18 protein-coding genes are annotated in these 22272 nt (G+C 65.6%); 5 read left to right on the top strand and 13 right to left on the bottom strand.

The window, feature by feature from the left end:
* Nucleotides 1-167: 167 nt before the first annotated feature.
* From IFT58_RS09550 to IFT58_RS09505, 10 genes are all read right to left on the bottom strand, one after another.
* Nucleotides 168-1094, bottom strand: a complete 927-nt coding sequence (locus IFT58_RS09550; RefSeq protein ID WP_192081387.1) for an endonuclease/exonuclease/phosphatase family protein — start codon at nt 1092-1094, stop codon at nt 168-170.
* Between the two features lie 4 nt (nt 1095-1098).
* Nucleotides 1099-4221: a discoidin domain-containing protein gene (locus IFT58_RS09545; RefSeq protein WP_342029551.1), complete on the bottom strand. Its 3123-nt coding sequence runs from the start codon at nt 4219-4221 to the stop codon at nt 1099-1101.
* Between the two features lie 41 nt (nt 4222-4262).
* Nucleotides 4263-5099 carry a carbohydrate ABC transporter permease gene (locus IFT58_RS09540; protein ID WP_188326840.1) on the bottom strand — a complete coding sequence of 279 codons (837 nt, stop codon included), beginning with the start codon at nt 5097-5099 and terminating at the stop codon, nt 4263-4265.
* Nucleotides 5096-5977: a sugar ABC transporter permease gene (locus tag IFT58_RS09535; RefSeq protein ID WP_188326839.1), complete on the bottom strand. Its 882-nt coding sequence runs from the start codon at nt 5975-5977 to the stop codon at nt 5096-5098. The genes IFT58_RS09540 and IFT58_RS09535 overlap by 4 nt, the downstream gene beginning before the upstream one ends.
* The gene (locus IFT58_RS09530; RefSeq protein ID WP_188327235.1) at nt 5974-7251 is read right to left on the bottom strand and encodes a sugar ABC transporter substrate-binding protein; all 1278 of its coding nucleotides are present in this window, start codon (nt 7249-7251) and stop codon (nt 5974-5976) included. Before IFT58_RS09530 ends, IFT58_RS09535 begins: the two co-directional genes overlap by 4 nt.
* Before the next feature lie 61 nt (nt 7252-7312).
* Nucleotides 7313-8917, bottom strand: coding sequence for a glucoamylase family protein (locus tag IFT58_RS09525; RefSeq protein ID WP_188326838.1), 1605 nt, complete (start codon nt 8915-8917; stop codon nt 7313-7315).
* 238 nt (nt 8918-9155) lie between these two features.
* Nucleotides 9156-12218 (bottom strand): TonB-dependent receptor, encoded by a 3063-nt coding sequence (locus IFT58_RS09520; RefSeq protein ID WP_192094556.1) that lies wholly within the window; start codon nt 12216-12218, stop codon nt 9156-9158.
* 74 nt (nt 12219-12292) lie between these two features.
* Complete coding sequence (locus IFT58_RS09515; RefSeq protein WP_188326836.1) at nt 12293-13348, bottom strand: LacI family DNA-binding transcriptional regulator; 1056 nt, start codon at nt 13346-13348, stop codon at nt 12293-12295.
* A 145-nt stretch (nt 13349-13493) separates the two neighbouring features.
* Nucleotides 13494-13772, bottom strand: a complete 279-nt coding sequence (locus IFT58_RS09510; protein WP_192094555.1) for a BolA/IbaG family iron-sulfur metabolism protein — start codon at nt 13770-13772, stop codon at nt 13494-13496.
* Complete coding sequence (locus IFT58_RS09505) at nt 13769-14068, bottom strand: YciI family protein (RefSeq protein WP_188326834.1); 300 nt, start codon at nt 14066-14068, stop codon at nt 13769-13771. The genes IFT58_RS09510 and IFT58_RS09505 overlap by 4 nt, the downstream gene beginning before the upstream one ends.
* 642 nt (nt 14069-14710) lie before the next feature.
* Here IFT58_RS09505 and IFT58_RS09500 point away from each other — a divergent pair.
* From IFT58_RS09500 to IFT58_RS09490, 3 genes are read left to right on the top strand one after another with little or no spacing between them, the layout of a single operon-like run.
* Nucleotides 14711-15604: a ScpA family protein gene (locus IFT58_RS09500; RefSeq protein ID WP_188326833.1), complete on the top strand. Its 894-nt coding sequence runs from the start codon at nt 14711-14713 to the stop codon at nt 15602-15604.
* Nucleotides 15605-15617: 13 nt separating this feature from the next.
* Entirely contained in the window at nt 15618-16520 is a 903-nt protein-coding gene (gene scpB / locus IFT58_RS09495; RefSeq protein WP_188326832.1) for an SMC-Scp complex subunit ScpB, read from the top strand.
* Entirely contained in the window at nt 16513-18237 is a 1725-nt protein-coding gene (locus tag IFT58_RS09490) for a pseudouridine synthase (protein ID WP_188326831.1), read from the top strand. Before scpB ends, IFT58_RS09490 begins: the two co-directional genes overlap by 8 nt.
* A gap of 56 nt (nt 18238-18293) precedes the next feature.
* Here IFT58_RS09490 and IFT58_RS09485 read toward each other — a convergent pair whose 3' ends face one another.
* The 3 genes from IFT58_RS09485 to IFT58_RS09475 all read right to left on the bottom strand — a co-directional run bounded on the left by IFT58_RS09485 (nt 18294) and on the right by IFT58_RS09475 (nt 20813).
* The gene (locus tag IFT58_RS09485) at nt 18294-18731 is read right to left on the bottom strand and encodes a hypothetical protein (RefSeq protein ID WP_188326830.1); all 438 of its coding nucleotides are present in this window, start codon (nt 18729-18731) and stop codon (nt 18294-18296) included.
* 91 nt (nt 18732-18822) lie between these two features.
* Complete coding sequence (locus IFT58_RS09480) at nt 18823-19635, bottom strand: amidohydrolase (RefSeq protein ID WP_188327234.1); 813 nt, start codon at nt 19633-19635, stop codon at nt 18823-18825.
* A gap of 29 nt (nt 19636-19664) precedes the next feature.
* Complete coding sequence (locus IFT58_RS09475; protein WP_188326829.1) at nt 19665-20813, bottom strand: pyridoxal phosphate-dependent aminotransferase; 1149 nt, start codon at nt 20811-20813, stop codon at nt 19665-19667.
* A gap of 129 nt (nt 20814-20942) precedes the next feature.
* On the opposite strand from IFT58_RS09475, the gene ccmA reads away from it, so the two are divergent.
* Together ccmA and ccmB are read left to right on the top strand one after the other, a co-directional pair.
* Nucleotides 20943-21578, top strand: coding sequence for a heme ABC exporter ATP-binding protein CcmA (ccmA, locus tag IFT58_RS09470; protein WP_192094554.1), 636 nt, complete (start codon nt 20943-20945; stop codon nt 21576-21578).
* Nucleotides 21575-22270 carry a heme exporter protein CcmB gene (gene ccmB, locus IFT58_RS09465; RefSeq protein ID WP_188326827.1) on the top strand — a complete coding sequence of 232 codons (696 nt, stop codon included), beginning with the start codon at nt 21575-21577 and terminating at the stop codon, nt 22268-22270. Before ccmA ends, ccmB begins: the two co-directional genes overlap by 4 nt.
* Nucleotides 22271-22272 lie beyond the last annotated feature (2 nt).

Raw genomic sequence — 22272 nt, 5'->3', positions numbered from 1 at the left:
ACGGTCGCCCGCGCCGGGCTCTCGGCACCTAAAGTGCCAGATCTCGAAGAGATAAGAGCCGACTTCAGTCGGCTCATGCCGCAAGCCGACTGAAGTCGGCTCTACCAAAAGATCAGCCGACTGAAGTCGGCTCTACCCGCGGCTCTACCCGCGGCTCTACCCGTCGCTCAGCGCGGGGGATCCGGCGCGAACTGGAGGCGCGTCCACACGCCATAGTGATCCGATGCCCAGCGGCCGCCTTCGTCGGGCGTGTCGAACAGGATCCGCGCCTCGCGCGCCAGCATCACGTCCTGCTGGAAGAAGATATGGTCGATCCGCGACGGCGATTGGAAGTAGTGGCGGTTGAGCGTGCTGACCGTGCTCAGGTCATTGTTGACGTGCACGCTGCCGTAGCTGTCGCCGTAGTGGCTGCGCAGCTCGCTGAGATCGCCCGCGTCCACCAGTGCATTGAAGTCACCGGCGATCACCACCGGCGCACCGGCCGAGGTGGCGCTGATGAAACGCAGCAGGTCTTCCACCTGCTCGCGACGGATCCGCTTGCCTGCGTCGTCCGCCCGTTCGTTGAGGTGCGTGGCGTAGACGTTTACCGGCCGTCCGTCCACATCGATGCGGATATGAGCCACCGTGCGGTAGTCACCCAGCGGCGCCAACAGGTGCTCGCCACGCGCCAGTACCGGACGCCGCGTCAGCAAGGCATTGCCATAGCGCTTCACCGACCCGACCGGATCAGTGGAAACAAACTGGTAGCTGTAACCGAGTTTCGCCGCCAGCCATTCGGCCTGGTTGCGTACGTCGCGCTTCTGGATGACCTCCTGCAGTGCGATCGCATCGGGCTGCAGGCGCTTCAGTTCGGCGAGGATGGTCTTCCGGCGTTCCGGCCAATCCTCGCGATCATGATGCAGGTTGAAGGTCACCATGCTCATGCCCGCATCGCGCATGGCGTCGCCCGCGACGGTGGGGTTGGCTGCAGCGAGGGCGCGCGAGGGCGGATCTGCCGCTCCTGCAGCACAGGGCAGCAGCAACGCCAGCCCCACCACACCGCCCAGCGCGCGTCCGACGAGCGGGTGCGCGACCTTCATTTCCCTCACCCGCATGCTGTTACCCCTTGCGCTCGGCCCGGCGAACGGCCGCCGGGACCTCGATCTCGATCTTCGCCGGCACCTGGTGCACGTGCAGTTCGCCGTCAACCCAGTGCACCGGCTCGCCATTGAGGGTGGCCGCACCGGGCTCACCGGCATACGGCCAGGGCAGTACCAGACCGCCGGCGGGCGGCACGATGCCGGCACGCACCTCCAGCACCAGTTGCTTGTCGCTGCGCTGCAGGCGGTAGTCCAGCTGGCCCTGCGGCGTGCGCAGGCCCTTCACCGCGATGCCCTGCCCTTCGAACCAGCGCACCGGGACGCCGGCAGCCAGCACCAGCGACTGATCGATGTCACGGTTGTAGGCGAACATGTCCAGCGCGGAGCGGACGAAGTCCGATGCCACCCAGGCATGCGGCAGGTCGCCGACAAAGAACGGCTTGCGCGGGGTGCGCGAGACGACTTCGGCCCACTGGTTCCAGGCCTGCGGCGAGCGATCCTTGAAGAAGAATTCGGTGGCCTGCCAGGCGCGGTCGCGCCAGCCCAGCCGCACGAAGGCCGCCACGTTGCGCCATTCGTAGGGGGTGTAATCCTTCCACTCGCGCGTGCCGTCGCGACGCGCGACGAACTCGGTCCAGTAGCGCTGGAAGGTGTTGTCCAGCTGCGGTTGCGGCAAGCGACCCTGCTCGCCGCCCGGCGCCAGCGCGATCGTGGTCGAGGTGGCGTCGAAGTCGCCCAGCTCGGCCGAGCCGGGCAGGTACTCGATGTGATGCTGCTCCATCGCCGAATACAGCGACGCCTGCAGGTCGGCGCGGAACTCATCGCGCGCGCCGGTGATCGCCAGCACTTCCATCTTCTGCAGATGCTCGGCGATGATCGCCGCGTCCTTGTAGCCACGCAGCGCCCAGAAGTTGTCCCAGTACGAGTGCATCGGCTTGGCCGAATACCCTTCGTGGCTGATGGACGCCGGCATCATGCCGTAGAACGCCGGATTGACTGCGCGGTTTTCTTCCGTGCGTTCGCTGGCGCGCAGACGCTCCATGTAATGGAAGGCGCCGGCCACGTGCGGCCACATGGCCTCGAGGAACGCGTCATCGCCGGTGTAACGCCAGTACTCGGCGATGTTGTAGATCAGCTCGCCATGGCTGTCGTTTTCCGGTACCGGATCGCTGCCGCGGTCGTCCACGCAGCACGGCACCTTGCCGTTGTCGAACTGGAACGGGGCATACCACTGCACGTAATCGCGCACCGCATCGCTGCGGCCCATGCGCAACAGGCCTTCGGAAATCATCGCGCCGTCGCGGATCCAGCTGCGTCCGTAGGAACGCGTGCCGGGCTGCAGGCGCGGACCGACGCGCGATATCAGCATGTGGGCCAGCGCTGTGCGCAGGGTATCGGCCAACGGCTGGCCTTCGCGGGGCAGCTGCAACTGCAGGCCGTCCAGCTTCTGCCGCCACATCGTCGCCACCTGCGCCTGCGCCTTGCCGGCATCGAAGCCGCGCGGATTGAAGTTGCCGACCTGCGGCAACACCAGCGCGATCTCGCGGCTCTGGCCCGGCTCGAGCTTGATCGTGTACAACAGCGCGCCGGACGCCATGCCCGTCGGGTCCTTGACCGAGGTGGTCGTCGGCAGCTTGCCGTCGGCCAGGTGCATCACCTCCAGCTTGCCGTCGAACGGGGTGGCGAAGCGTGCGTCCGGCACCTGCAGCGGGTACAGCCGCGGCTCGCCGTTGACCTTCACCAGGCCCTCTTCCACGTCCAGACTGTCGATCCGGCTGAAGCCACCCACCGTATTGAGGAACTGGGTGGGCGGGTTGACCTGCCACGGACGGATCGCCAGCGCGAGCGTGTACTCGTGGGCCACCTTGTCGGGATTCTTCAGCGAGTAACGCGCTACCAGCTGCGAAGCATCCGGCGTGCCCTGCACGAAGCCGGTGACCGCCAGCGATGCCTTGTCATGCTGCCAGTCCACGCTGGCCACGGGCAGATAACCGTCCTGCAGCGACTGGATCGGCGTGGTGTCGGCCCAGCTGATCAGCTTGCCGTCGAGCTTGAGGAAGGGCTCGACACTGAAGCTGCCGCGTGCCATTTCGAGCGCGCCGTCTTCGCTGATCAGCGCCTGTTCGCGGCCGCCGTCCAGGCCCAGCAGGGTCCACGTCGGCTGCTCGCCCACATAGGCACGCGGCAGTGAACCGCGCGGCAGATCAGCCGCCACCGAGGACAGGAACGCGTTGGGCGTGGCGGCGAACGCCAGCGGCTTCAGCGCGATATCGCGGATGCCGTAGCGCCAGTTCGGGCCGCCCTGCAGGTCGAAACGCAGGTAGCGGGCATCGGTTTCCGGCAGGGCCAGCCAGTCGCGGCCACCACTCCCGGCAGTGACTTCGCGCACGGTGTGCCAGTCACGTCCATCCTGCGATGCGCGCACGGTGTAGCGCGTGGCCTCCAGGCCGGGCAGCCAGTCGATCACCGCCCCGCCGACTTCGCGCGGCTTGCCCAGGTCCAGGCTGATGGTCTGCTCCTTGACCCCGCCACTGACCCAGAAGGTATCGGATTTACCGTCGATCATCCGGTCCTGCAGCGCGGTCGCCGTATCAGTCAACACCTGCGGATGCAGCGGCGAATCATCCTGCGCGGGCAAGCCCTGCAGGGTCAGCTTGTCGAAACAGACCGAGCCCCGACCGCCGACCTTGCTGTAGACGGTGAACTCCATCGCCGCGCTGCGCTTGAGCTCTTTCTCCGGCGAAGGGCCCCATGCCTTGTCGATGTGCCGTTTGCGGAATTCCACCGGCGTCCACGCCTTGGGGAAGCGGTAGGCCGGGCGGCTGACCCACCAGACGTTGTCGCCGCTGGCGTCGATCAGCTTGAACTGCAGGTCGTTGGACGGCGAATCACCGCGCAGCTGGAAACCGAACCGGTAGTTGGCCGGGTACTCGATGTTCAGCGCGCGGCGCACGCCGACGTAGCCGGACACGTCGTGAAAATCATAATCCAGGCACATCGCACGCCCGCCGCCCGCACCGGCGACGTTGCGCAGGGAACCACTGACCTGGTCGGACAGCACCAGTTTCCACTGGCCCATGTCGTCGAAATCATCGATGACCTTCGGTGCAGGTGCGGCAGGAGGCGGGGCAGCAACTGCCACGCAGGACCACAACAACGCCAGGCCAGCGATGATTTTCCGGTTCACCCTTTGACACTCCCCAACATCAGACCTTGAATGTAATAGCGCTGCAGCAGCAGGAACAACGCCAGCACCGGAATCACGGTGACCACCGCGCCGGCCATCATCATCTCAACATCCATGATGTGTTCGCGTGACAATGTCGCCAGCGCCACCGGCAGCGTGTAGTGCTCCTGGTCGGTCAGCACGATCAGCGGCCACATGAAGTCGTTCCAGGCGCCCATGAAGGTGAAGATCGACAGTGTCACCAGCACCGGCTTGAGCATCGGCAATACGATCTGGAAGAAGATCCGCAGCTCCCCTGCCCCGTCCATGCGCGCTGCTTCCAGCAGCTCATCCGGAATGGAGCGCGCGTACTGGCGCACCAAGAAGATGCCGAACACCGTGGCCAGTGCCGGCACGATCACCCCGCCGAAGCTGTTGACCAGGCCCAGCTGCTTCATCAGCAGGAACAGCGGCAGCATCGCCACCTGTGCCGGGATCACCAGGGCCGCCATCAGCACCTGGAACAGACGCTCACGGCCAACGAACCGCAACTTGGCGAAGGCATACCCGGCCATCGTGTTCATCAGCAGCGAACCGAGGGTGATGGATACCGAAACCAGCAGGCTGTTGGCGAAGTTGACGCCCATGCCGGTCCGCGCGAACAGCTCGTGGTAGTTGGCGAAGGTGATGTGGGACGGGGTCAGCGGCGGCGGGAATGTGGTGGCCTCGCCAGCCGGCATCACCGACACCGAGACCATCCACAACAGCGGCGCCAGGCTGACCAGCGCCAGCACCAGCAGCCCGCCGTTGATCCACCATCCGTGCCAGCGTGACTGGCCGATTTCGCGACTCATACCATCTGCCTTTTGCGCCCGAAGCGCAGCATCACCGACGTCACCGCCAGGATGATCAGGAACAACAGGAACGCTACCGCCGACGCGCGGCCGAGGTTCCACCACTTGAAGCCTTCTTCGAACATGAAATACAGCACGCTGACGGTGCTCTGCAATGGGTCGCCGCGGGTCATGACGTAGGGTTCGGCGAACAGCTGGAAGTAGCCGGACACCGTGATCACCCCCACCACCAGCAGCACCGGGCCGAGCATCGGCAGGGTGATGTGCAGGAACTGCTTCCAGCGCGATGCGCCATCGATGCGCGCCGCCTCGTACAGGTCATGCGGGATCGCCTGCAGGCCGGCCAGGAAGATCACCATGTTGTAGCCGAAGTTCTTCCACACCGCGAACAGCATGATGGTCGGCATGGCCCAGTTCGGGTCGCCCAGCCAGTCGATCGGGCTGATGCCGATGTGGCCCAGGCCGTAGTTCACCAGCCCGTAGCTGGTATGGAACAGATAACGCCAGATCACCGCCACCGCCACCAGGGTGGTCACCACCGGGGCGAACAGCGCGGTGCGGAACAGCGCCTTGAAGCGGGCGGCCGGTGCATTGAGCAGGATGGCCGCACCCAGCGACACCGCGATGGACAGCGGCACGCCGATCACCACGAAGTAGGTGGTATTCCACAGCGACTTCCAGAACATCGGCGTCTGCAGCAGGTCGATGTAGTTGCCCAGCCCGACAAAGCGCAGGTTGCTGCTGTCGGCCAGCGAATACAGGTCGAAATCGGTGACACTCAGCGCCAGCGCCGAAGCCACCGGCAGGCCGAAGAACACGCCCAGCACGATCACCGCCGGTGCGGCGAAGATCCAGCCGGCAAGGGAAGAACGGTTCATGGCAGGCCTCCTTCGACCGCCGATGCATCGCCCTGCGGCGGTGCCTCCTGCAACGATTGCTCATGCATCCAGCGACGCTTGGCCAACACCTTGTCCACGCGGTCATCCAGTTCGGTCACGGCTGCATCCTGCGCCTGTCCACCGCGGACGACCTTCTCGGTCACGATGCGCATTTCCTGCACGATGCGCTCCCACTCCAGCACCTTCGGCGTAGGCTTCACGCGCTCGAGCTGGTCACGGAACGCAGCCGCCAGCGGGTCATTGGCCAGCGAGGGCGCTTCCCAGGTGCTGCGACGCGGCGGCAGGTCACCGATGATGGAATGGAAGCGGGCCTGGATTTCCGGACGCGACAGGAACTCGATCAGCTTCCATGACGCTTCCTTCTGCTGCGACTTGCGGAAGATCACCAGGCTGGTGCCCCCGGCGATGCCAGCACCCAGGCCATCCGGACCCGGCAGCGCGGCCGTGCCCCACTGGCCCGCCAGCTCCTTGGGCTCGAGCTTCTTGAACTCACGGATGTTCCAGGGACCAGAGATGTAGAACACGTTGAAGCCGCGGAAGAACTCATCCCAGACATTGGAGATCTGGGTTTCGGACATCTTCGGCGCCCAGCCCTTCTCGAACATGTTGGCGTAGAAGCCCAGCGTGCGACGGAAGCCCGGGCTGCGGAAATTGCCACGGGTATCGTCGTCGCGCAGCAACGGATCGGGCTGCTGCAGGGCGAAGGACAGCTGCTGCTCGAACTCGTTGATCGGCATCAGCACCGCATAGCGGTTCGCGCCCTGCATCTTCTTGATGTCGGCCATCTGCTGCTCGAACTCGGCCCAGGTACGCGGCGGCGCATCGTGGCCGGCCTTGGCCAGCAGGTCCTTGCGGTAATACAGCAGGCGCGTGTCCACGTACCACGGCACGCCGACCACTTCGTCGTGGATGACGTTGGTGTCCCAGATGCCGGGGAAATAGTCGTCCGGCTTCACCACGCTGGAGCGGTCGATGTAGGGCTGCAGCGGCACCAGCGTATTGAGTTCGGCGAACTCGGGGATCCAGGTGTTCCCCAGCTGGCAGACGTCGGGCAGCCCATCGGCGGCGAACGCGGTCAGCAGCTTTTCATGCGCCGCCGTCCACGGGATGTTCTGCACATCCACCTTGATACCCGGGTTTTCCGCTTCGAACTCATGGATCAGCTCAGCCACTACTTCGGCTTCGCGTCCCATGGCCCAGAAGCGCACCGTGGTGCCCTCGTCCTGCCGACCGCAGCCGGCCAGCGCCAGCATGGCCACCAGCACGGCGGCACGGCGCCAACGCCGGGCGACGGATTTCACTGCGGCCACCGGCTTACTTGCCGGGGTTGTTGTTGCGGGATGCATTCTTCTGTTCCTGTGCCGCGGCAGCGCGCGATTCTGCAATACCAACAGCGCGTGCGCCGGCGGCCTGTTCGTCCTTCTCCAGCTGCAGCGGTTGCTGCTCGCCTTCGGGGGTCAGCCAGCCGCCGCTGAATCCAGCGCGCTCCAGCCCCTTGCGGATGTGGGGGTTCTTCTTCATCACCTCCCACACGAAATCATTACGGTAGTTGGCGATCATGGTCAGGATCGGGCCCTGGTCGATGCCGATGTAATCACTGGCCACCCAACCACGATCAGGCACCATCCGCCCGGTCTTGATCGGGATGTCGTAGTTGAAGCTGGGGTTGAACGAATCCAGGAACCCGTAGCTGGAATAGATGTAGTCACCGAAGCGCTTGTGCATTTCCTGGGTGGCCGGGATCACCTCTTCCGGGGCGAACACGATCGACGAGATCGCCGCAGTCGGCGCGATCGTACCGTCGTCGAAATTCTCGCGCAGGCCCGCGCCACGCGAAGAGTAATGGCGGAACTGGCGCTGCTCACCGCGATACTCCTGCGTGGTGTTCTGCGGCCCGTCGCTGGCCGTCAGGCCCCACACGTTCTGGCCGTATTCCTTCCAGTTCATCGGGTTGCTGATGGCGTACTCGCGCTGTGCCAGCGCCGCCGAACGGCTGTTGAGGAAATAGGTGCTGCCACGCTCGCGCATGTACGCATCCTGGATATCACGGAAGTCGATCCAGACGTGGCTGTACTGATGACCGAACAGCGGGCCGAAGGACAGGTATTCCTGGCCCTGGTACACGCCCCAGTCGTTGTCATAGGTCCGTGTCCACACCGTCCACGCGTCCGGGCTGACCGGATGGGTGGGCGACCCCAAGGCCAGGATGTAGACGATCATCGCCTCGTTGTAGCCCATCCAGTCGTGTTCGATGGTGCCGCTTTCCGGGAACCAGCCCATCGAGATCAGCGGGGCGCGTTCCTGCAGCCACGGCCAGTCCACCCGCTTGTACAGGGTGTCGGCGATGTCACGGATTTCCTTCTCGCGGCTGTCGCCACCGTCGTAATACGACTGCGCGAACAGCACGCCCATCATCAGCAGCGCGGTATCCACCGAGGACAGCTCGACCCAGCTGTCGTAACGCTGACCCTGCTGCATGTCCAGGAAGTGGTAATAGAAGCCCTTGTAACCGCCCTTGCCGGTGCGCTGCGGGCCCATCGGCACGTCGCGCAGGAATCGCAGGGTGGTCAGCGTGCGCTCGACCGCCTGGTTGCGGCTGACCCAGCCATTTTCGATGCCGATCGGGTACGCCGTCAGCGCGAAACCAACCGAGGCGATGCTGGCGAACGGACGCGAAGGATACCGGTCCGGGGTGAGCCCGTTGATCTCGTTGGTGGTATCCCAGAAGAACTGGAACGTGCGGCGCTCGATGTCATCGAACAGCGGCGGCAGTTCCGGCTTCATCGGCCGCGGCGGCAGGTCCGCCTCGACCAGGATCACCTGGGGGGCTGGCTTGACCGGCTCCGGCGCCGCTTGTGGCTTGCAGCCGACGGTGGCCAGGCCGAACAACGCGACAGTCAACACGTGGCGTACCCGCATCGGCCCCTTCCTTTTTTGCTGTTCAAGAGTACAGAGCATAACGTCCCATGACTTGAAATCGTTTACATATCTGCCCCGAAAAAAACCACCTGCGGTGGTCGGGACCGATGGATCATTGCCCAGCCCGCTGCCCCCTCACTGGCAGCGGGCTGGACAATGGACGGATCCGAAGATCCGCCATTGCCTGCCCACGGTACCGCCCGAAGGCGGCACCGCGGTTCCTCTCAACCACCCTGGATCAGAAGCGGAAGCCGACTTCGGCCTTCACCTGACGCGGGGTACCGACGATGTCGCCGGTCTCGTTGTAGCTGGCCAGCAACTTGCCGTTGGTCTTGGTGTAGTTGTAGTTCGAGAAGTTGTCGAAGTTGAACACGTTAATGATGTCGATACGAGCGTACAGCTCGGTCTCGTGCGCCATCTTGAACGTCTTCGTCGCCTGCAGGTCGACCGAACGGTAGCCGAAGATCTTGCCACCGAGCAGGAACTTGCCGTTGCCGTTGGGCACTGCGGCACCCGGGGTCGGCAGGTCGAAGCCGGTCGACTGGGTGACCGGGTACCAGTCGTTCACCGCGGTCGGCGTGGCCAGGGTGACCTTGCCGCCGAAGGTGATGCCCCAGAAGCCGGCATACGAACCGGTGACCACCAGGCGGTGACGCGGAGCGCCGTTGGAGCGGATGGTCGGGTAGTCCCCGATCAGGCCACGGTCGAACGCGTACTTCTCATTGATGTCGCGGTTGTGGCGCGCGGTGGTCCAGGTGTAAGCGATCGAGGAACCCCAGCCGCTTTCCTGGGTGAACGGCTTCTGCGCCGACAGCAGCAGCTGGGTCGCGCGGGTCTTGATGCCCTGCTGGCCGATGATCAGGCTGCCGAAGCCCGGCACGTTGCAGCTCCAGGCCTGGCTCAGGCCCGGGTCGGAGCCACCGCACAGACGCGGGTCATCGAAGAACTGACCGGTCGGGTAACGGTTGCCCAGCGTGAAGGCGAAGCCGTCGTAGCTCAGGGTGCGGGAGATGGTCGCATCGGTCAGCCAGTCACCGACCTGGTTGCTCATGCCGAAGCTGAACTGATCGGAGTACGGCACCTTCAGGTTGTTGTTCAGCAGGTCCACTTCCAGGCCGGCATTGCTGGTCGAACCGACCAGCGACTGCAGGTTGCCGATGCCGTTGAGCAGGTTCGGGTTCCAGTCATAGCAGGCAGCCTGGCCATTGAGGCAGGTGCCGGTGTTCGGATTGCGGAAGTAGATGGTCGGCTGCGGCAGGGCCAGCTTGGTGGTTTCCAGCTGCAGGTTGTCGAACAGGTCGCGATCGTACGAACGACCGGCACCGCCGTGGAACACGTGCTGCTCGTCGGCGTTGATGTCATACGAGAAGCCGATGCGCGGCTGCCAGGCATCCTTGAACGCCTTGCGGTTCTTGCCGGTGCTGATGTACTGGCTGATGTCCAGGCCACCCAGCGCCAGCGAATCGGCGTAGGTCTGGCCAGCAGCAGCGCGCGGATCCTGCGAGTAGATCGCGTCGACCACTGCCTGCGGGGTCACGAAGTCCAGGTAGGCCGGGGTCTTTTCGTAGTCCCAGCGCAGGCCGAGGTTCAGCTGCAGGTGGTCGTTGACCTGCCAGTCGTCCTGGATGAACAGGCCGATCTGCTTGGACTTCGAACGCACTTCGCCGGACACGCCCGACACGCCGGTCACCGGCTTGACGAACTGCGCCTTGTACGGAATGTCGGACGGGAAGTCCGGATCGCCCAGCGTATAGGTGAACGCCGGGTTGATCTGTGCCGCATCCGATGCGTACAGGTCGATTTCCTTGTACTTGGCGCCCATCTTGATGGTGTGGTCACCATTCCAGGTGATGCCATCCAGGGTCAGGTTGTCTTCAATCGCCCAGCCCTTCTGGCCCTTCACCTGCGAATCCAGCGCCGATGCGCCACCGATCTTCACCAGGGTGCGGTCTTCGGTGCCGTCCGGTGCGGTGTAGGTGAAGCCGTTGGCCAGCGTCAGCGGGGTCGGATTGTTGAACGAATCTTCGTGGGTGAGCATCATTTCGTTGTAGAAACGCTCACCGCTGTGGTTCCAGCGCAGCGCGTAACGACGGTCGGTGTTGACCACTTCACGGCCGGCTTCCGGCGCGGTCTGACCACTGAACTGCTGCTGGGTCTCGTCGCGATCCTGGAAGCTCAGTTCGATGCGATCGTTATCGGTCGGCTCGAAGTCGATCTTGGCGAAGATCAGGTCCTGCTGGAACGGCTGGCTGGCCGGGCCGAGGCCGGCGGCGGCGTCTGCCGGCAGCAGGCCGACGCGGTTGGTGACCGAACCTTCCGGGGCGATGGTGACCGGCAGGTCGAAGCGCTTGGCTTCATAGGTCACGAAGAAGTGGGCCTTGTCCTGGATGATCGGGCCACCCAATGCAAAACCGTATTCCTTCTCGGCCGACGCTTCCTTGCTCTGGCCCGGCTGACGCTCCGCCGGGGTCTTGGCGCGCATGTCTTCGTTGGTGTAACGGTAGAAGGTTTCACCCTTGAACTCGTTGGTACCGGACTTGGTCGCCGCGGTCACGGCCGCGCTGGAGACCTGACCGTATTCGGCCTTGTAGTTGCCGCTGATGACCTTGTATTCACCGATCGCCAGCTGCGGGAACGGGTTACCGGCGCTGCCGGACTGGCCGGCCACGCCGCCGCCCTTGACGTAGCTCTTCTGGCCCACGCCGTCGATGTACACGTTGGTGCCGTCGGAGTTGGTGGCACCGCCGCGCAGCGAGGTGTTGCCCTTCGCATCACGGGTGAAGATCAGGCCCGGAACCGCGTCGGCGAATTCCAGGAAGTTGCGCGACACCTGCGGGGTGGTCTGGATCTGCTGCAGGCTGACGGTCTTGCCGACTTCAGAGGTGCGCACTTCCTGCAACAGGGTCGGTGCCACGACGGTGATCGCATCGAGGTTGGTCGCGCTGCCATCGGCCGGCGCAGCCGCCTGGGCGCCGCTGAAGTTCAGCGTCGCGGTCGAGGCCACGGTCACGGTGACCTTCTGCGTCTGGCCGTTGGCCACCACGTCATAGGTGCCCGGGTCCAGGCCCATCAGCGAGTAGCTGCCGTCGGCGCGGACAGTGCCGCGACGCACGGTGCCGGTGGCCACGTTGGTGGCGACCACTTCGCTGCCGGCCTGGGCCGAAGCGACCTGGCCACGCAGGCTCGCGTTGGCCGACTGGGCCATCACGTCCGGCGCAGCGGCGAACACCAGGCAACTGGCCAGGGCACAGGTCAGCAGGCGGCGAGCCGGCATCCGACGATGGTTATTGAGATGCATCATGAAAATCTCCGGGGGTGGTGGCGACCGTCATGGCCGCCCCTTTCATGTCAAACAAAAAGGTAATGCCTCCGGCTTCAGCGGCCGGATGGCGTCTCGTTCCTGGGCTTGCACTTACTTGAATCACGCACGATCAGTCGCGGCACCAGCGTCTGCTTGTCGCCCGCTCCTTCCGTGGTTTTTGAATCCATCAACTGCATCAGGCGCGTCATCGCCATGTCACCAAGCTCGGCGATACTCACCTGCATCGTCGTCAAAGACGGGTGAACGAAACGGGCCAGCGGAATGTCATCGAATCCGGCCAACGCCACATCGTCCGGCACCTTCAGTCCTGCCTGCGCGAACGCATACAGACACCCCAGCGCCATCATGTCGTTGGCTGCGAACACCGCGTCGGGCAGCGTCCCCGCTGCCAGCAACTCCTGACCGGCACGATGGCCGGAAGCTTCGTCGAAATCACCGGGCAACTCGATCCCCTGCGCCTGCGCGCCGAAGGCAGTGAGCGCGTCACGGAAGCCTCGCAGGCGTTCGCGCGCATCGTAGTTGGAGTCCGGGCCTGAAATGAATGCAATGCGTCGGTGACCGACGTCCAGCAGATGGCGGGTCATCGCCACCGCACCGGCATGGTCATCGATGCTCAACACAGGATGGTCCTGGTCGGGCAGATAGGTGTTGATCAGAACGGTGGGCAACGACTGCGGCAGGTTGTCGGTCAGGAAACCCGGGCTTTCGGCATACGGCGACAGCACCAGCAGGCCATCCACGCGGCCGCGCATCGCGCGCAGCGCCGCACCCTGCTGTTCCTGGTCACCGTGGTAACTGGACACCAGCAGATGCTGGCGGCGCACACGGGCGATCTGGTCGATGCCACGCATCAGTTCGGAGAAGAACTCGCCGTAAAGATCAGGCAGCACCACGCCCACCGTATTGGTGCGGCGGCTGCTGAGACTGCGCGCCGCGGCATGCGGGGTGTAGCGCAGGCGCGCAGCCACCTCCAGCACCAGCTGGCGAACCGGCTCGGCGACATTTTCGTGTCCGTTGAGCGCGCGCGAAACCGTGGCCACTGAGACCTTGGCTTCCCGTGCGACATCCTTGATGGTGATCGCTGCCTTGTTCACGAAGTCGCCCTCCACGACTTGAGCCATTCGGCTTGGCGCGGAATGTAAGCGTTTCCAATGTCCAATGTAAACACTCCGTTAGTCCTGATTGTCATTCGACGTCCGCCCGCTGTCCTGGCGGGACGTCACCACGACGCCACGGGACAAGAGCGGACAGGGATCAGCCAGCCTCGGCCGGGGTCTGTGCGTTGATCGACAACGCATGGATATCGGTATCCATCATGCTGCCAACGGCAGCGTACACGGCCCGATGCCGCGCAAGTGCGCCCATGCCTTCGAAGGCGGTACTGACCACATGCACGTTGAAGTGACCGCGCCCGTCGCGGGCCCCTGCATGGCCCGCATGACGGTGGCTGTCATCCTCAACATCGAGGTGCACAGGGGCCAGCGATTGCTGCAGTGCCGCACGAATACGCTCGACCCGTTCCGCATTGCTCACGGCAGCACCTTCCGGAACGGGCGGACATCGGTCCGCGCATACACGCCAGCGGCCACGTAAGGATCGGCATCGGCCCACGCGCGCGCCTGCGGCAGCGAATCGAACTGAGCGATCACCACGCTGCCGCTGAATCCCGCCGGGCCGGGATCTTCGCTGTCGATCGCCGGGCACGGGCCGGCCACCAACAAGCGCCCCTGCTCCACCAGGGCCTGCAGCCGCGCAAGATGCGCAGGCCGCGCCTCCAGACGCGCTGGCAGGACATCCGGAGCGTCATAGCCTTCGATCACGTACCACATGGTTGTCTCCTCACTGTCCCGGGACGGGAATCGCCGGTGATTCTAGCCCCAGCGGCAACAGCGCCGCCGACCACGGCGCGGCGCCACCGCCTTATCGCTCCATCGCTTTTTTTTATTCTTCATCCGCGACCGGCAGCGCCCGTAGCCGGTCAGGGGGCCGGGCGGGTGGGGGCAGGGGGACTGTTGGAGCCCATGGATGGGCGGAAACAAGGCTACATGGATGTACTTGCGCCGGGTCCCCCTGCCCCCACCCGCCCGGCCCGCCCCCATAACCCGCTTCTGCTCCAGCCAGTCGCGAGGGGGCTCAGCCCGTTCGCCCCCCTGCCCCGCGCAGGCTGGACAGCAGCTAGGCAAAGCCGTAACCTACTTCCATTGCACGTGTTGCACGTGGCTGGACGCAGCGTCCCGTCGGATCAGTGGCCCTACAAGCCCCCGATGATCGATCCGCTGCCCCCGACCAGACCATGTAGACGACCTCCCCGTAGTTTCGTCGCTTCCGCAGATGCGGTGCGTCCTGCTTCATTGATGTGTGGAATCGCGCCGACTCCGGCGTGTCCTGGTTCCCGCGATCGCCTGTCAGGTCATCTCCTGTCGGCGCTGCGCGGTGCCGCGACCGGTCCGTTGCAATCCTGATGTCCCTAGATGACCTCTGAAACCGCGCCCAGCGCGAATCCGTCAACCCGGCCGCCCCATCCACAGCAGCAGGAAATGCCGCTGGCCGTGGTGCATGGGCAGCCGGTCCTGCAGATACCGCAGGACCTGTACATCCCGCCGGATGCACTGGAAGTCATCCTCGACGCGTTCGAGGGACCACTGGACCTGCTGCTGTACCTGATCCGCCGCCAGAACCTTGACGTGCTGGACATCCCCGTCGCCGAGATCACCCGGCAGTACGTGGAATACATCACCGTGATGCGCGAGCTGCGTTTCGAGCTGGCCGCGGAATACCTGGTGATGGCGGCGATACTGGCCGAAGTGAAGTCGCGGATGCTGTTGCCGCGGCCGATCAGCGAGGACGGCGACGAGGCCGATCCGCGCGCGGAGCTGGTGCGTCGGCTGCAGGAGTACGAACGTTTCAAGCAGGCGGCCGAGGATATCGACAGCCTGCCCCGGCAGGACCGCGACACCACCGTGGTGCATGCCTTCGTCCCCGATCGTGCAGCGATAAAGCTGCCGCCGCCGGTGGACCTGAAGGAAATGCTGATGGCGCTGCATGACGTGCTCAAGCGCGCCGAGCTGTTCAGCGGCCACGCGATCAAACGCGAGGCGCTGAGTGTGCGCCAGCGGATGGGCGACCTGCTGGGCCGCATGGACGAAGGCGTGTTTTACCGGTTCGAGTCGTTGTTCGGCGCCGAGGAAGGAAAACTCGGCGTGCTGGTCACCTTCCTGGCGATGCTGGAACTGGCCAAGGAACAACTGCTGGATATCGTGCAGGAAGCCCCGCTGGCGACGATCTACGTCAAGTCGCTGGCGGCGGGAAACACCAATGAGCCGCTGTCCTTCAGCAGCGAATTCGACGACAACGACGCTGAGTGAGCCCGAACTGCCGATGGATCAACCGCTGATCAACCGTATCGTCGAAGGCGCCCTGCTGGCATCTGCGCAGCCGCTGACCCTGGTGCAGCTCAAGGAGCTGTTCCCGGAAGACGAGCCGGCACCGGCCGGCAGTGTCGAGCGCGCGCTGGAATACCTGCGTGAAGCCTGTGCGGAACGCGGCGTGGAACTGGTGGAGGTTGCCTCCGGCTTCCGTTACCAGGTCACCGCTGAAGTCCACAGCCATATCAGCCGGCTGTGGACCGAACGCAAGACCCGTTACACGCGTGCCACGCTGGAAACCCTGGCGTTGATCGCTTACCGGCAGCCGATCACCCGCGGCGAGATCGAGCAGGTGCGCGGCGTAGCGGTCAGCAGCAATATCATCCAGGCCCTGGAAGAGCGCGAATGGATCCGCGTGGTCGGCCACCGCGACGTGCCCGGCAGGCCGGCCCTGTTCGGCACGACCAAGGGATTCCTGGATTACTTCGGCCTGAAGCGGCTGGACGAGCTGCCGCCGCTTTCCGAGCTGCGCGACCTGGCCGACCTGGAACCGCAGTTGCCGCTTGGCGCGGATGGGCAGCCCGACGCGCCCCTGACGGCCAGTGCAGGCAGCCCGGACCTGGCCGCAAACGATGACACCGCCGCCGATGGCAGTGACGACCAAGGCACCCTGGCCGCCGATGGCGCCGATGCCGCACCCGATTCATCCGACGCCCCCGTGGCGGCGGACCCTGATGAGCAAGCACCTTCGCCCACCGAAAACGGGCACCCCGAAACCGCGCCGGGAACGCGCGCGGCGCCAGTGAACGAAAGCGAAGACAACGCCGTCGCGATGACGACCGTGGCTGTTGACCTAGCCGATTCCGAACCAGAGGCCGATGACGAAACGTCGGCTGGAGCCAAAGTTAATGAGTGACACCCCCCGTAAGCCTTCGTTGAACAAGCTCTCGCTGAAGCGGGAAGCCACCTCCGAACAGTTCAAGCTGGAAGAGCGCCTGCACAAGGTGCTGGCGCAGGCCGGCCTGGGCTCGCGCCGCGCGCTGGAACAGCGCATCGCCGAGGGCCTGGTCAAGGTCAATGGCGAAGTCGCGCAGACCGGCATGTCCGTGCGCAGCGGCGACCGTATCGAGCTGGATGGCCGCGGCTTCGTCGCCACCGCCCTGGCCGAGCCGTCGCGCGTGCTGGTCTACAACAAGCCGGAAGGCGAAGTGACCACCCGCGAAGATCCCGAAGGCCGCCCGACCGTGTTCGAGTCGCTGCCGGCACTGAAGGGCGCACGCTGGATCGCCGTCGGCCGCCTGGACATCAACACCACCGGCCTGCTGCTGGCGACCACCGACGGTGAGCTGGCCAACGCCATGATGCACCCGTCCTTCGAAGTCGAGCGCGAGTACGTGGTGCGCGTGCGTGCCCCGGAAGGCCAGGACAAGGTCGACGACAACACCATCCTGCGCCTGCAGCGCGGCGTGGCACTGGAAGATGGCCCGGCCAAGTTCGACGAAGTCGAACGCATCGGCGGCACCGATTCCCACGACTGGTTCCGCGTGGTGGTGAAGGAAGGCCGCAACCGCGAAGTCCGTCGCCTGTGGGAATCCCAGGGCTGCCAGGTGAGCCGGCTGAAGCGCACGCGCTACGGCAAGGTCAGCCTGCCCCGCGAACTGGTCCGTGGTCATTCCGTGGAGCTGACGACCGCACAGGTCGACGCCCTGCGCGCCGACCTCAAGCTGGAAGAAGGCGCACCCTCGGCGCTGACGCTGCAGCCGGTGATCGGTCAGCGTCGCGCTGCCAAGACCACGGTGCGCATCGGCCGTGACGGGGGTCGGGGTACGGCCTACGTCAATGGCCACAACACCGCCGATGAAGGCCGCGAACTGCGCCGCTTCGACAACGTGCGCGAAGACCGCGGCCGCGGTCGCGGCGGCAAGCCGGGTGGCGGCTTCAAGGGCGGCCTGACGGTCAGCGGTGAAGCGGCTGCCAAGCAGTCGCAGCGCCCGTTCAAGGCCCGCCCGCAGAAGAACGATCGTGGCCTGCCGGAAGGCAACCCGGCTGCGTTCCGCAGCTGGTACGTGCCGGACGGCGTCAGCACCGGCCCGAGTGGACACCGCAATGCCGGCCCGGGCGCTGCCCGCGGTCCGGGTGCCCGTGGTCCCGGTGGCCCCGGCGCGCGCGGTCCCGGTGGTCCGGGTGCCCGGGGTCCGGGTGCACGCGGTCCAGGCCAGGGTGGCGGCTACGGCCAGGGCCAGGGTGAAGGCGCTCGTGGCGGTTATGCCAAGCCGAAGTCGCCGGGTGCCGGCGCCGGTGGCAACCGCGGCGGCCAGGGCCAGGGTGGCCAGGGCAACAAGCATCCCTACGGGCATCCGGGCAACGCCCCGTCATTCCCGTCCGATCATGCCAACCCGGGTTTCAGCCCGTACGGTAGTGCCCGTCCGGCCAGCGGCAACCGTGGCCCGGGCGGTAACCGCTCGGCGGGTGGCCCCGGCGGCAACCGGGGGCCGGGTGGTCCCGGTGGCAACCGCGGACCGGGTGGTCCCGGTGGCGGCAATCGTGGTCCCGGCGGCCCCGGTGGCGGCAATCGCGGTCCGGGTGGCCCCGGTGGCAACCGCGGACGTGGCGGCGGCCCGCGCGGCGGCTGATCAATAAAAAACCCGGCCTCGCGGCCGGGTTTTTTTGTGTCGGGTAGTGGCGGCTTTCAGCGGCGCTCGATGGTGAACGCGGTCCCGTCGATACCCAGGTCCCAGCCCTTGCCGGTGCCGGCCAAGGCAAGCGAGATGTCGCCCTTGGTCATCGCCGCTGCACCGCTGGAGCGGATCACGCCCGCATGTGCGCCAACGGCGGCATAGGTGCCGAACAGATCATTGGGCGAGTACGCGCCGCTGAAGCGGCCGGTCCCATCGACGATCTTCGATTTGCCGATCGTCAGCCCGCCGCCCTTGACCTTGAGCTTGACCGGCATCGTCATGCCGTTGTCGCAGGTGATCGTGCCGGTACCGGAGGCCGTCTTGTAGAACACCGACCAACCGGACATGTCGTAGCGCAGGTTGCATTCGATGTTGCCCGCTGCCTGCGCGGCGGGCGCGACGAAAGCAGAGGCAGCGAGCACGAGCAGCAGGGAAACGGTGGACTTCATGATAGGGGTGCTCCGCGTTGTGGAATGCGCGAAATCTAGCAGTGGCCCCCTCCTCCGGACAGGGGCAGCTGCGCCATCCGCGTCCTGTGGTTCAGTCAGCCGTCGGCTGCTCCAGCACGAAGGCATCGGCATCGAGCATCGCCGGGAAACGGGCGCGGTGTGCCGCCAGCGCACCGGCCGACAGCGTGGTCGTCACGACCTGTTCGACCTCACGCACCTCCACCTGAGCCTGGCCCAGGAAATCGATCACCGCGCTGTCGCCGGCATAGTGCAGATCGTTGCCGTCCACACCCACCCGGTTGACCGCGGCGACGAAGCAGAGGTTTTCGATCGCACGCGCACGCAGCAGGGTCTTCCAGGCATAGGCACGCGCCGAGGGCCAGTTGGCCACGAACAGCTGCAGGTCGAAGTCCAACTGCCCTGCCCGCTCCACGTCGTACCGGTTGCGGCAGAACACGGGGAAGCGCAGGTCGTAGCAGACCTGCGGATTGATCCGCCAGCCCTTCCACTGCACGCTCAGGCGCTCGCGGCCGGCGGCGTAGCGCTCATGCTCACCGCCGTAACGGAACAGGTGGCGCTTGTCGTACTGCTGCACCTCGCCATCGGGCGTGGCGAACAACAACCGGTTGTAGACCGCCTCGCCTTCGCGCAGCTGCACGCTGCCGGTCACCGCCGCATCCAGCTGCGCGGCCTGCTGGCGCATCCAGGCGACGGTCGGCCCCTGCATGTCTTCGGCCTGGGCAATCGCCTCGTTGGAGAAGCCGCTGGTGAAGGTTTCCGGCAGCACCACCAGGTCGGTGCGGCCCGCCAGCGGCGACAGCAGGTCACCGTAATACGTGCGGTTGCCGGCCGGATCGTGCCAACGCGTGTCGCCCTGCACCAGGCTGATACGCAGGTCCTGCACAGCACCCTGTGCGTTCGTCGGGACCGCGCTCACAGCCGTGCCAACCGTTCGATGGCCGCATCCAGCGTCGTTTCGTTCTTGGCGAAGCACAAGCGCACGATGCGCTGGCCGGCCGGCGGCGTTTCGTAGAACGGTGACAGCGGAATCGCCGCCACGCCTTTCTCGATCGTCAGCCACTTCACGAATTCATGGTCCGGCAAGTCGCTGATCGCCGAGTAATCCACCAGTTGGAAGTAACCGCCGGGCACCGGCAGCGCCTGCAGGCGCGTCTGCGCCAGCTGCTCACGGAAGCGGTCACGCTTGGCCTGGTAGAACGCCCCCAACTGCAGGTGGTGTTCCGGCTCATCACGGATCATCGCCGCGAATCCATATTGTGCCGGGCCGAAACTGGTGAAGGTGTTGTACTGGTGCACCTTGCGGAATTCCGCGCTCATCGCGGGCGGGGCGATGGCGTAGCCGATCTTCCAGCCGGTGCAGTGGTAGGTCTTGCCGAAGCTGGAGATCACGAACGCGCGCTCGCGCAGCTCCGGATGCCGCAGGGCGGACTCGTGGCGGCGGCCGTCGTAGATGATGTGCTCGTACACTTCATCGGAAATCAGATAGATGTCCGTGCCGCGCAGCAGATCGGCCAGGGCCTGCATGTCCGCCGCATCGAGCATCGCGCCGGACGGATTGTGCGGTGTGTTGACCATCAGCATCCGCGTACGCGGGGTGATCGCCGCACGCACGCGATCCCAGTCGACGGCGAAGGTATGCGGATCCAGCGGCACGTGCACCGCGCGCGCGCCGGCAAGATCGATCGCCGGCTCGTAGCAGTCATACGCCGGGTCGAGCACGATCACTTCTTCGCCGGCACGCACCACGGCGTGGATGGCGTTGAAGATCGCTTCGGTGGCACCGCTGGTGACGGTGATTTCCGTATCCGGGTCCACCTCTGCGCCGTACAGGTCCAGCGATTTCTGCGCGATGGCCTGGCGCAGCGGCGCCACGCCGGTCATCGGCGGATACTGGTTGAGACCGTCGGCCATGGCCGCCGTGGTGGCATCGATCAGCCGCTGCGGCGCGCTGAAGTCGGGAAAACCCTGGCCGAGGTTCACGGCGCCGTGTTCGGCTGCCAGCTGGGACATCACGGTGAAGATGGTGGTGCCCACCTTGGGCAGCTTGGTCTGCGGTTGCATCGGCCTGTGCGGGGTTGGAAGACAGGCATGTGAGTGTAGCGCCTTGACGGCCAGCGGCCGTCACTACCGACGCGCGGCCGTCACTACCCTTTACAATCGGGGCCCGTGTTCGGCGCAGAGAATCGCCCCTTGGATACCCCTGCGCTGCTGGCCGCCCGTGGCCTGTGTTTTTCCCGCGACGAAGAAACGGTGTTTGGTCCGCTCGACTTCCATGTCGATGCAGGCGAGGCCCTGCTGGTGCAGGGCGACAACGGCGCCGGCAAGACTACCCTGCTGCGTGTGCTGGCCGGGCTGCTGCGCCCGGCGGCAGGCACGGTCGAGATCGATGGACGCGCCGCAGGCATCGCCGAACGTGCGCACTTCGTCGCCTACCTGGGCCACCTGCCCGCGCTGAAGGCGGATCTGGATACCCTGGAAAATCTGCACTTCCTGTGCGGGCTGCATGGGCGGCGCGCGCGGCAGATGCCGGGCAGTGCGCTGGCCGTGGTGGGCCTTGCCGGATATGAAAACACCCTGGTGCGGCATCTTTCCGCTGGGCAGAAGCGCAGGCTGGCGCTGGCCCGCATGTGGCTGTCGCCGGCACCGTTGTGGCTGATGGACGAGCCCTACGCCAACCTTGATCTGGAGGGCATCAACCTGGTGAACCGGATGATTTCCGCCCACCTGCGCGGCGGTGGCGCGGCGCTGGTCACCACCCACGGTGCCTACGCTGCGCCGCCGGTGCGGACGCGCCAACTGCAGTTGCCGCTGCAGGTGATCGCATGATCGCCCCGGGCACCGAGCCGGGCCTGTGGCAGACCGCGCGCGCCCTTGCCAGCCGCGACCTGCGTCTGGTCTGGCGGCGGCGGGGGGATGCGCTGCAACCGGTGCTGTTCGCCCTGCTGGTCGTCGTGCTGTTCGCGTTGGCGCTGGGCCGCGATCCGCAGGTGCTGGCGGCCAATGCGGTGGCCGTGTTGTGGCTGGCGGTGCTGCTGGCAGGCCAGTTGGCGCTGGATTCGCTGTTCCGTTCCGATGCCGAAGACGGCTCGCTGGAGCAATGGCTGCTGGCCCCGGTACCGCTGTCCTGGCTGGTGCTGGTCCGCGTGCTGATGCACTGGCTGACCACCGCCCTGCCGTTGATCGTGATCAGTCCGCTGCTGGCGGAAATGCTGCATCTGCCACATGACCAATGGCCGATGCTGCTGGCATCGTTGCTGCTGGGAACCCCCCTGCTGAGCCTGATCGGTGGCATGGTCGCCGCACTGACGGTGGGCATCCGACGCTCTGGTATCCTCGTTGCACTGTTGTCGTTGCCGCTGTACGTACCGGTGCTGGTGTTCGGTGCAGGCAGTGTCGCCGCCGCCGCACGCGGCCAGGATCCACTGGGTGCGCTGCTGATGCTCGCCGCCGGCCTGGTGGTCGCGCTGGTGCTGGCGCCCCTGGCCACGGCAGCGGCGATCCGCATCTCGTTGAGCTGATT

Origin of the sequence: Stenotrophomonas sp. CFBP 13718, assembly GCF_014842145.1 — a bacterium.
Lineage (GTDB): Bacteria > Pseudomonadota > Gammaproteobacteria > Xanthomonadales > Xanthomonadaceae > Stenotrophomonas.
Note: the sequence above shows the minus strand (reverse complement) of the source record. Positions and strands in the feature narration are given on the sequence as shown.

Coding starts and splice junctions, on each gene's coding strand:
- IFT58_RS09550 (WP_192081387.1), bottom strand. CDS start 1,094: ATGCGGGTGAGGGAAATGAAGGTCGCGCACCCGCTCGTCGGACGCGCG.
- IFT58_RS09540 (WP_188326840.1), bottom strand. CDS start 5,099: ATGAGTCGCGAAATCGGCCAGTCACGCTGGCACGGATGGTGGATCAAC.
- IFT58_RS09535 (WP_188326839.1), bottom strand. CDS start 5,977: ATGAACCGTTCTTCCCTTGCCGGCTGGATCTTCGCCGCACCGGCGGTG.
- IFT58_RS09530 (WP_188327235.1), bottom strand. CDS start 7,251: ATGCTGGCGCTGGCCGGCTGCGGTCGGCAGGACGAGGGCACCACGGTG.
- IFT58_RS09525 (WP_188326838.1), bottom strand. CDS start 8,917: ATGCGGGTACGCCACGTGTTGACTGTCGCGTTGTTCGGCCTGGCCACC.
- IFT58_RS09520 (WP_192094556.1), bottom strand. CDS start 12,218: ATGATGCATCTCAATAACCATCGTCGGATGCCGGCTCGCCGCCTGCTG.
- IFT58_RS09505 (WP_188326834.1), bottom strand. CDS start 14,068: ATGTGGTACGTGATCGAAGGCTATGACGCTCCGGATGTCCTGCCAGCG.
- IFT58_RS09500 (WP_188326833.1), top strand. CDS start 14,711: ATGACCTCTGAAACCGCGCCCAGCGCGAATCCGTCAACCCGGCCGCCC.
- scpB (WP_188326832.1), top strand. CDS start 15,618: ATGGATCAACCGCTGATCAACCGTATCGTCGAAGGCGCCCTGCTGGCA.
- IFT58_RS09490 (WP_188326831.1), top strand. CDS start 16,513: ATGAGTGACACCCCCCGTAAGCCTTCGTTGAACAAGCTCTCGCTGAAG.
- IFT58_RS09485 (WP_188326830.1), bottom strand. CDS start 18,731: ATGAAGTCCACCGTTTCCCTGCTGCTCGTGCTCGCTGCCTCTGCTTTC.
- IFT58_RS09475 (WP_188326829.1), bottom strand. CDS start 20,813: ATGCAACCGCAGACCAAGCTGCCCAAGGTGGGCACCACCATCTTCACC.
- ccmB (WP_188326827.1), top strand. CDS start 21,575: ATGATCGCCCCGGGCACCGAGCCGGGCCTGTGGCAGACCGCGCGCGCC.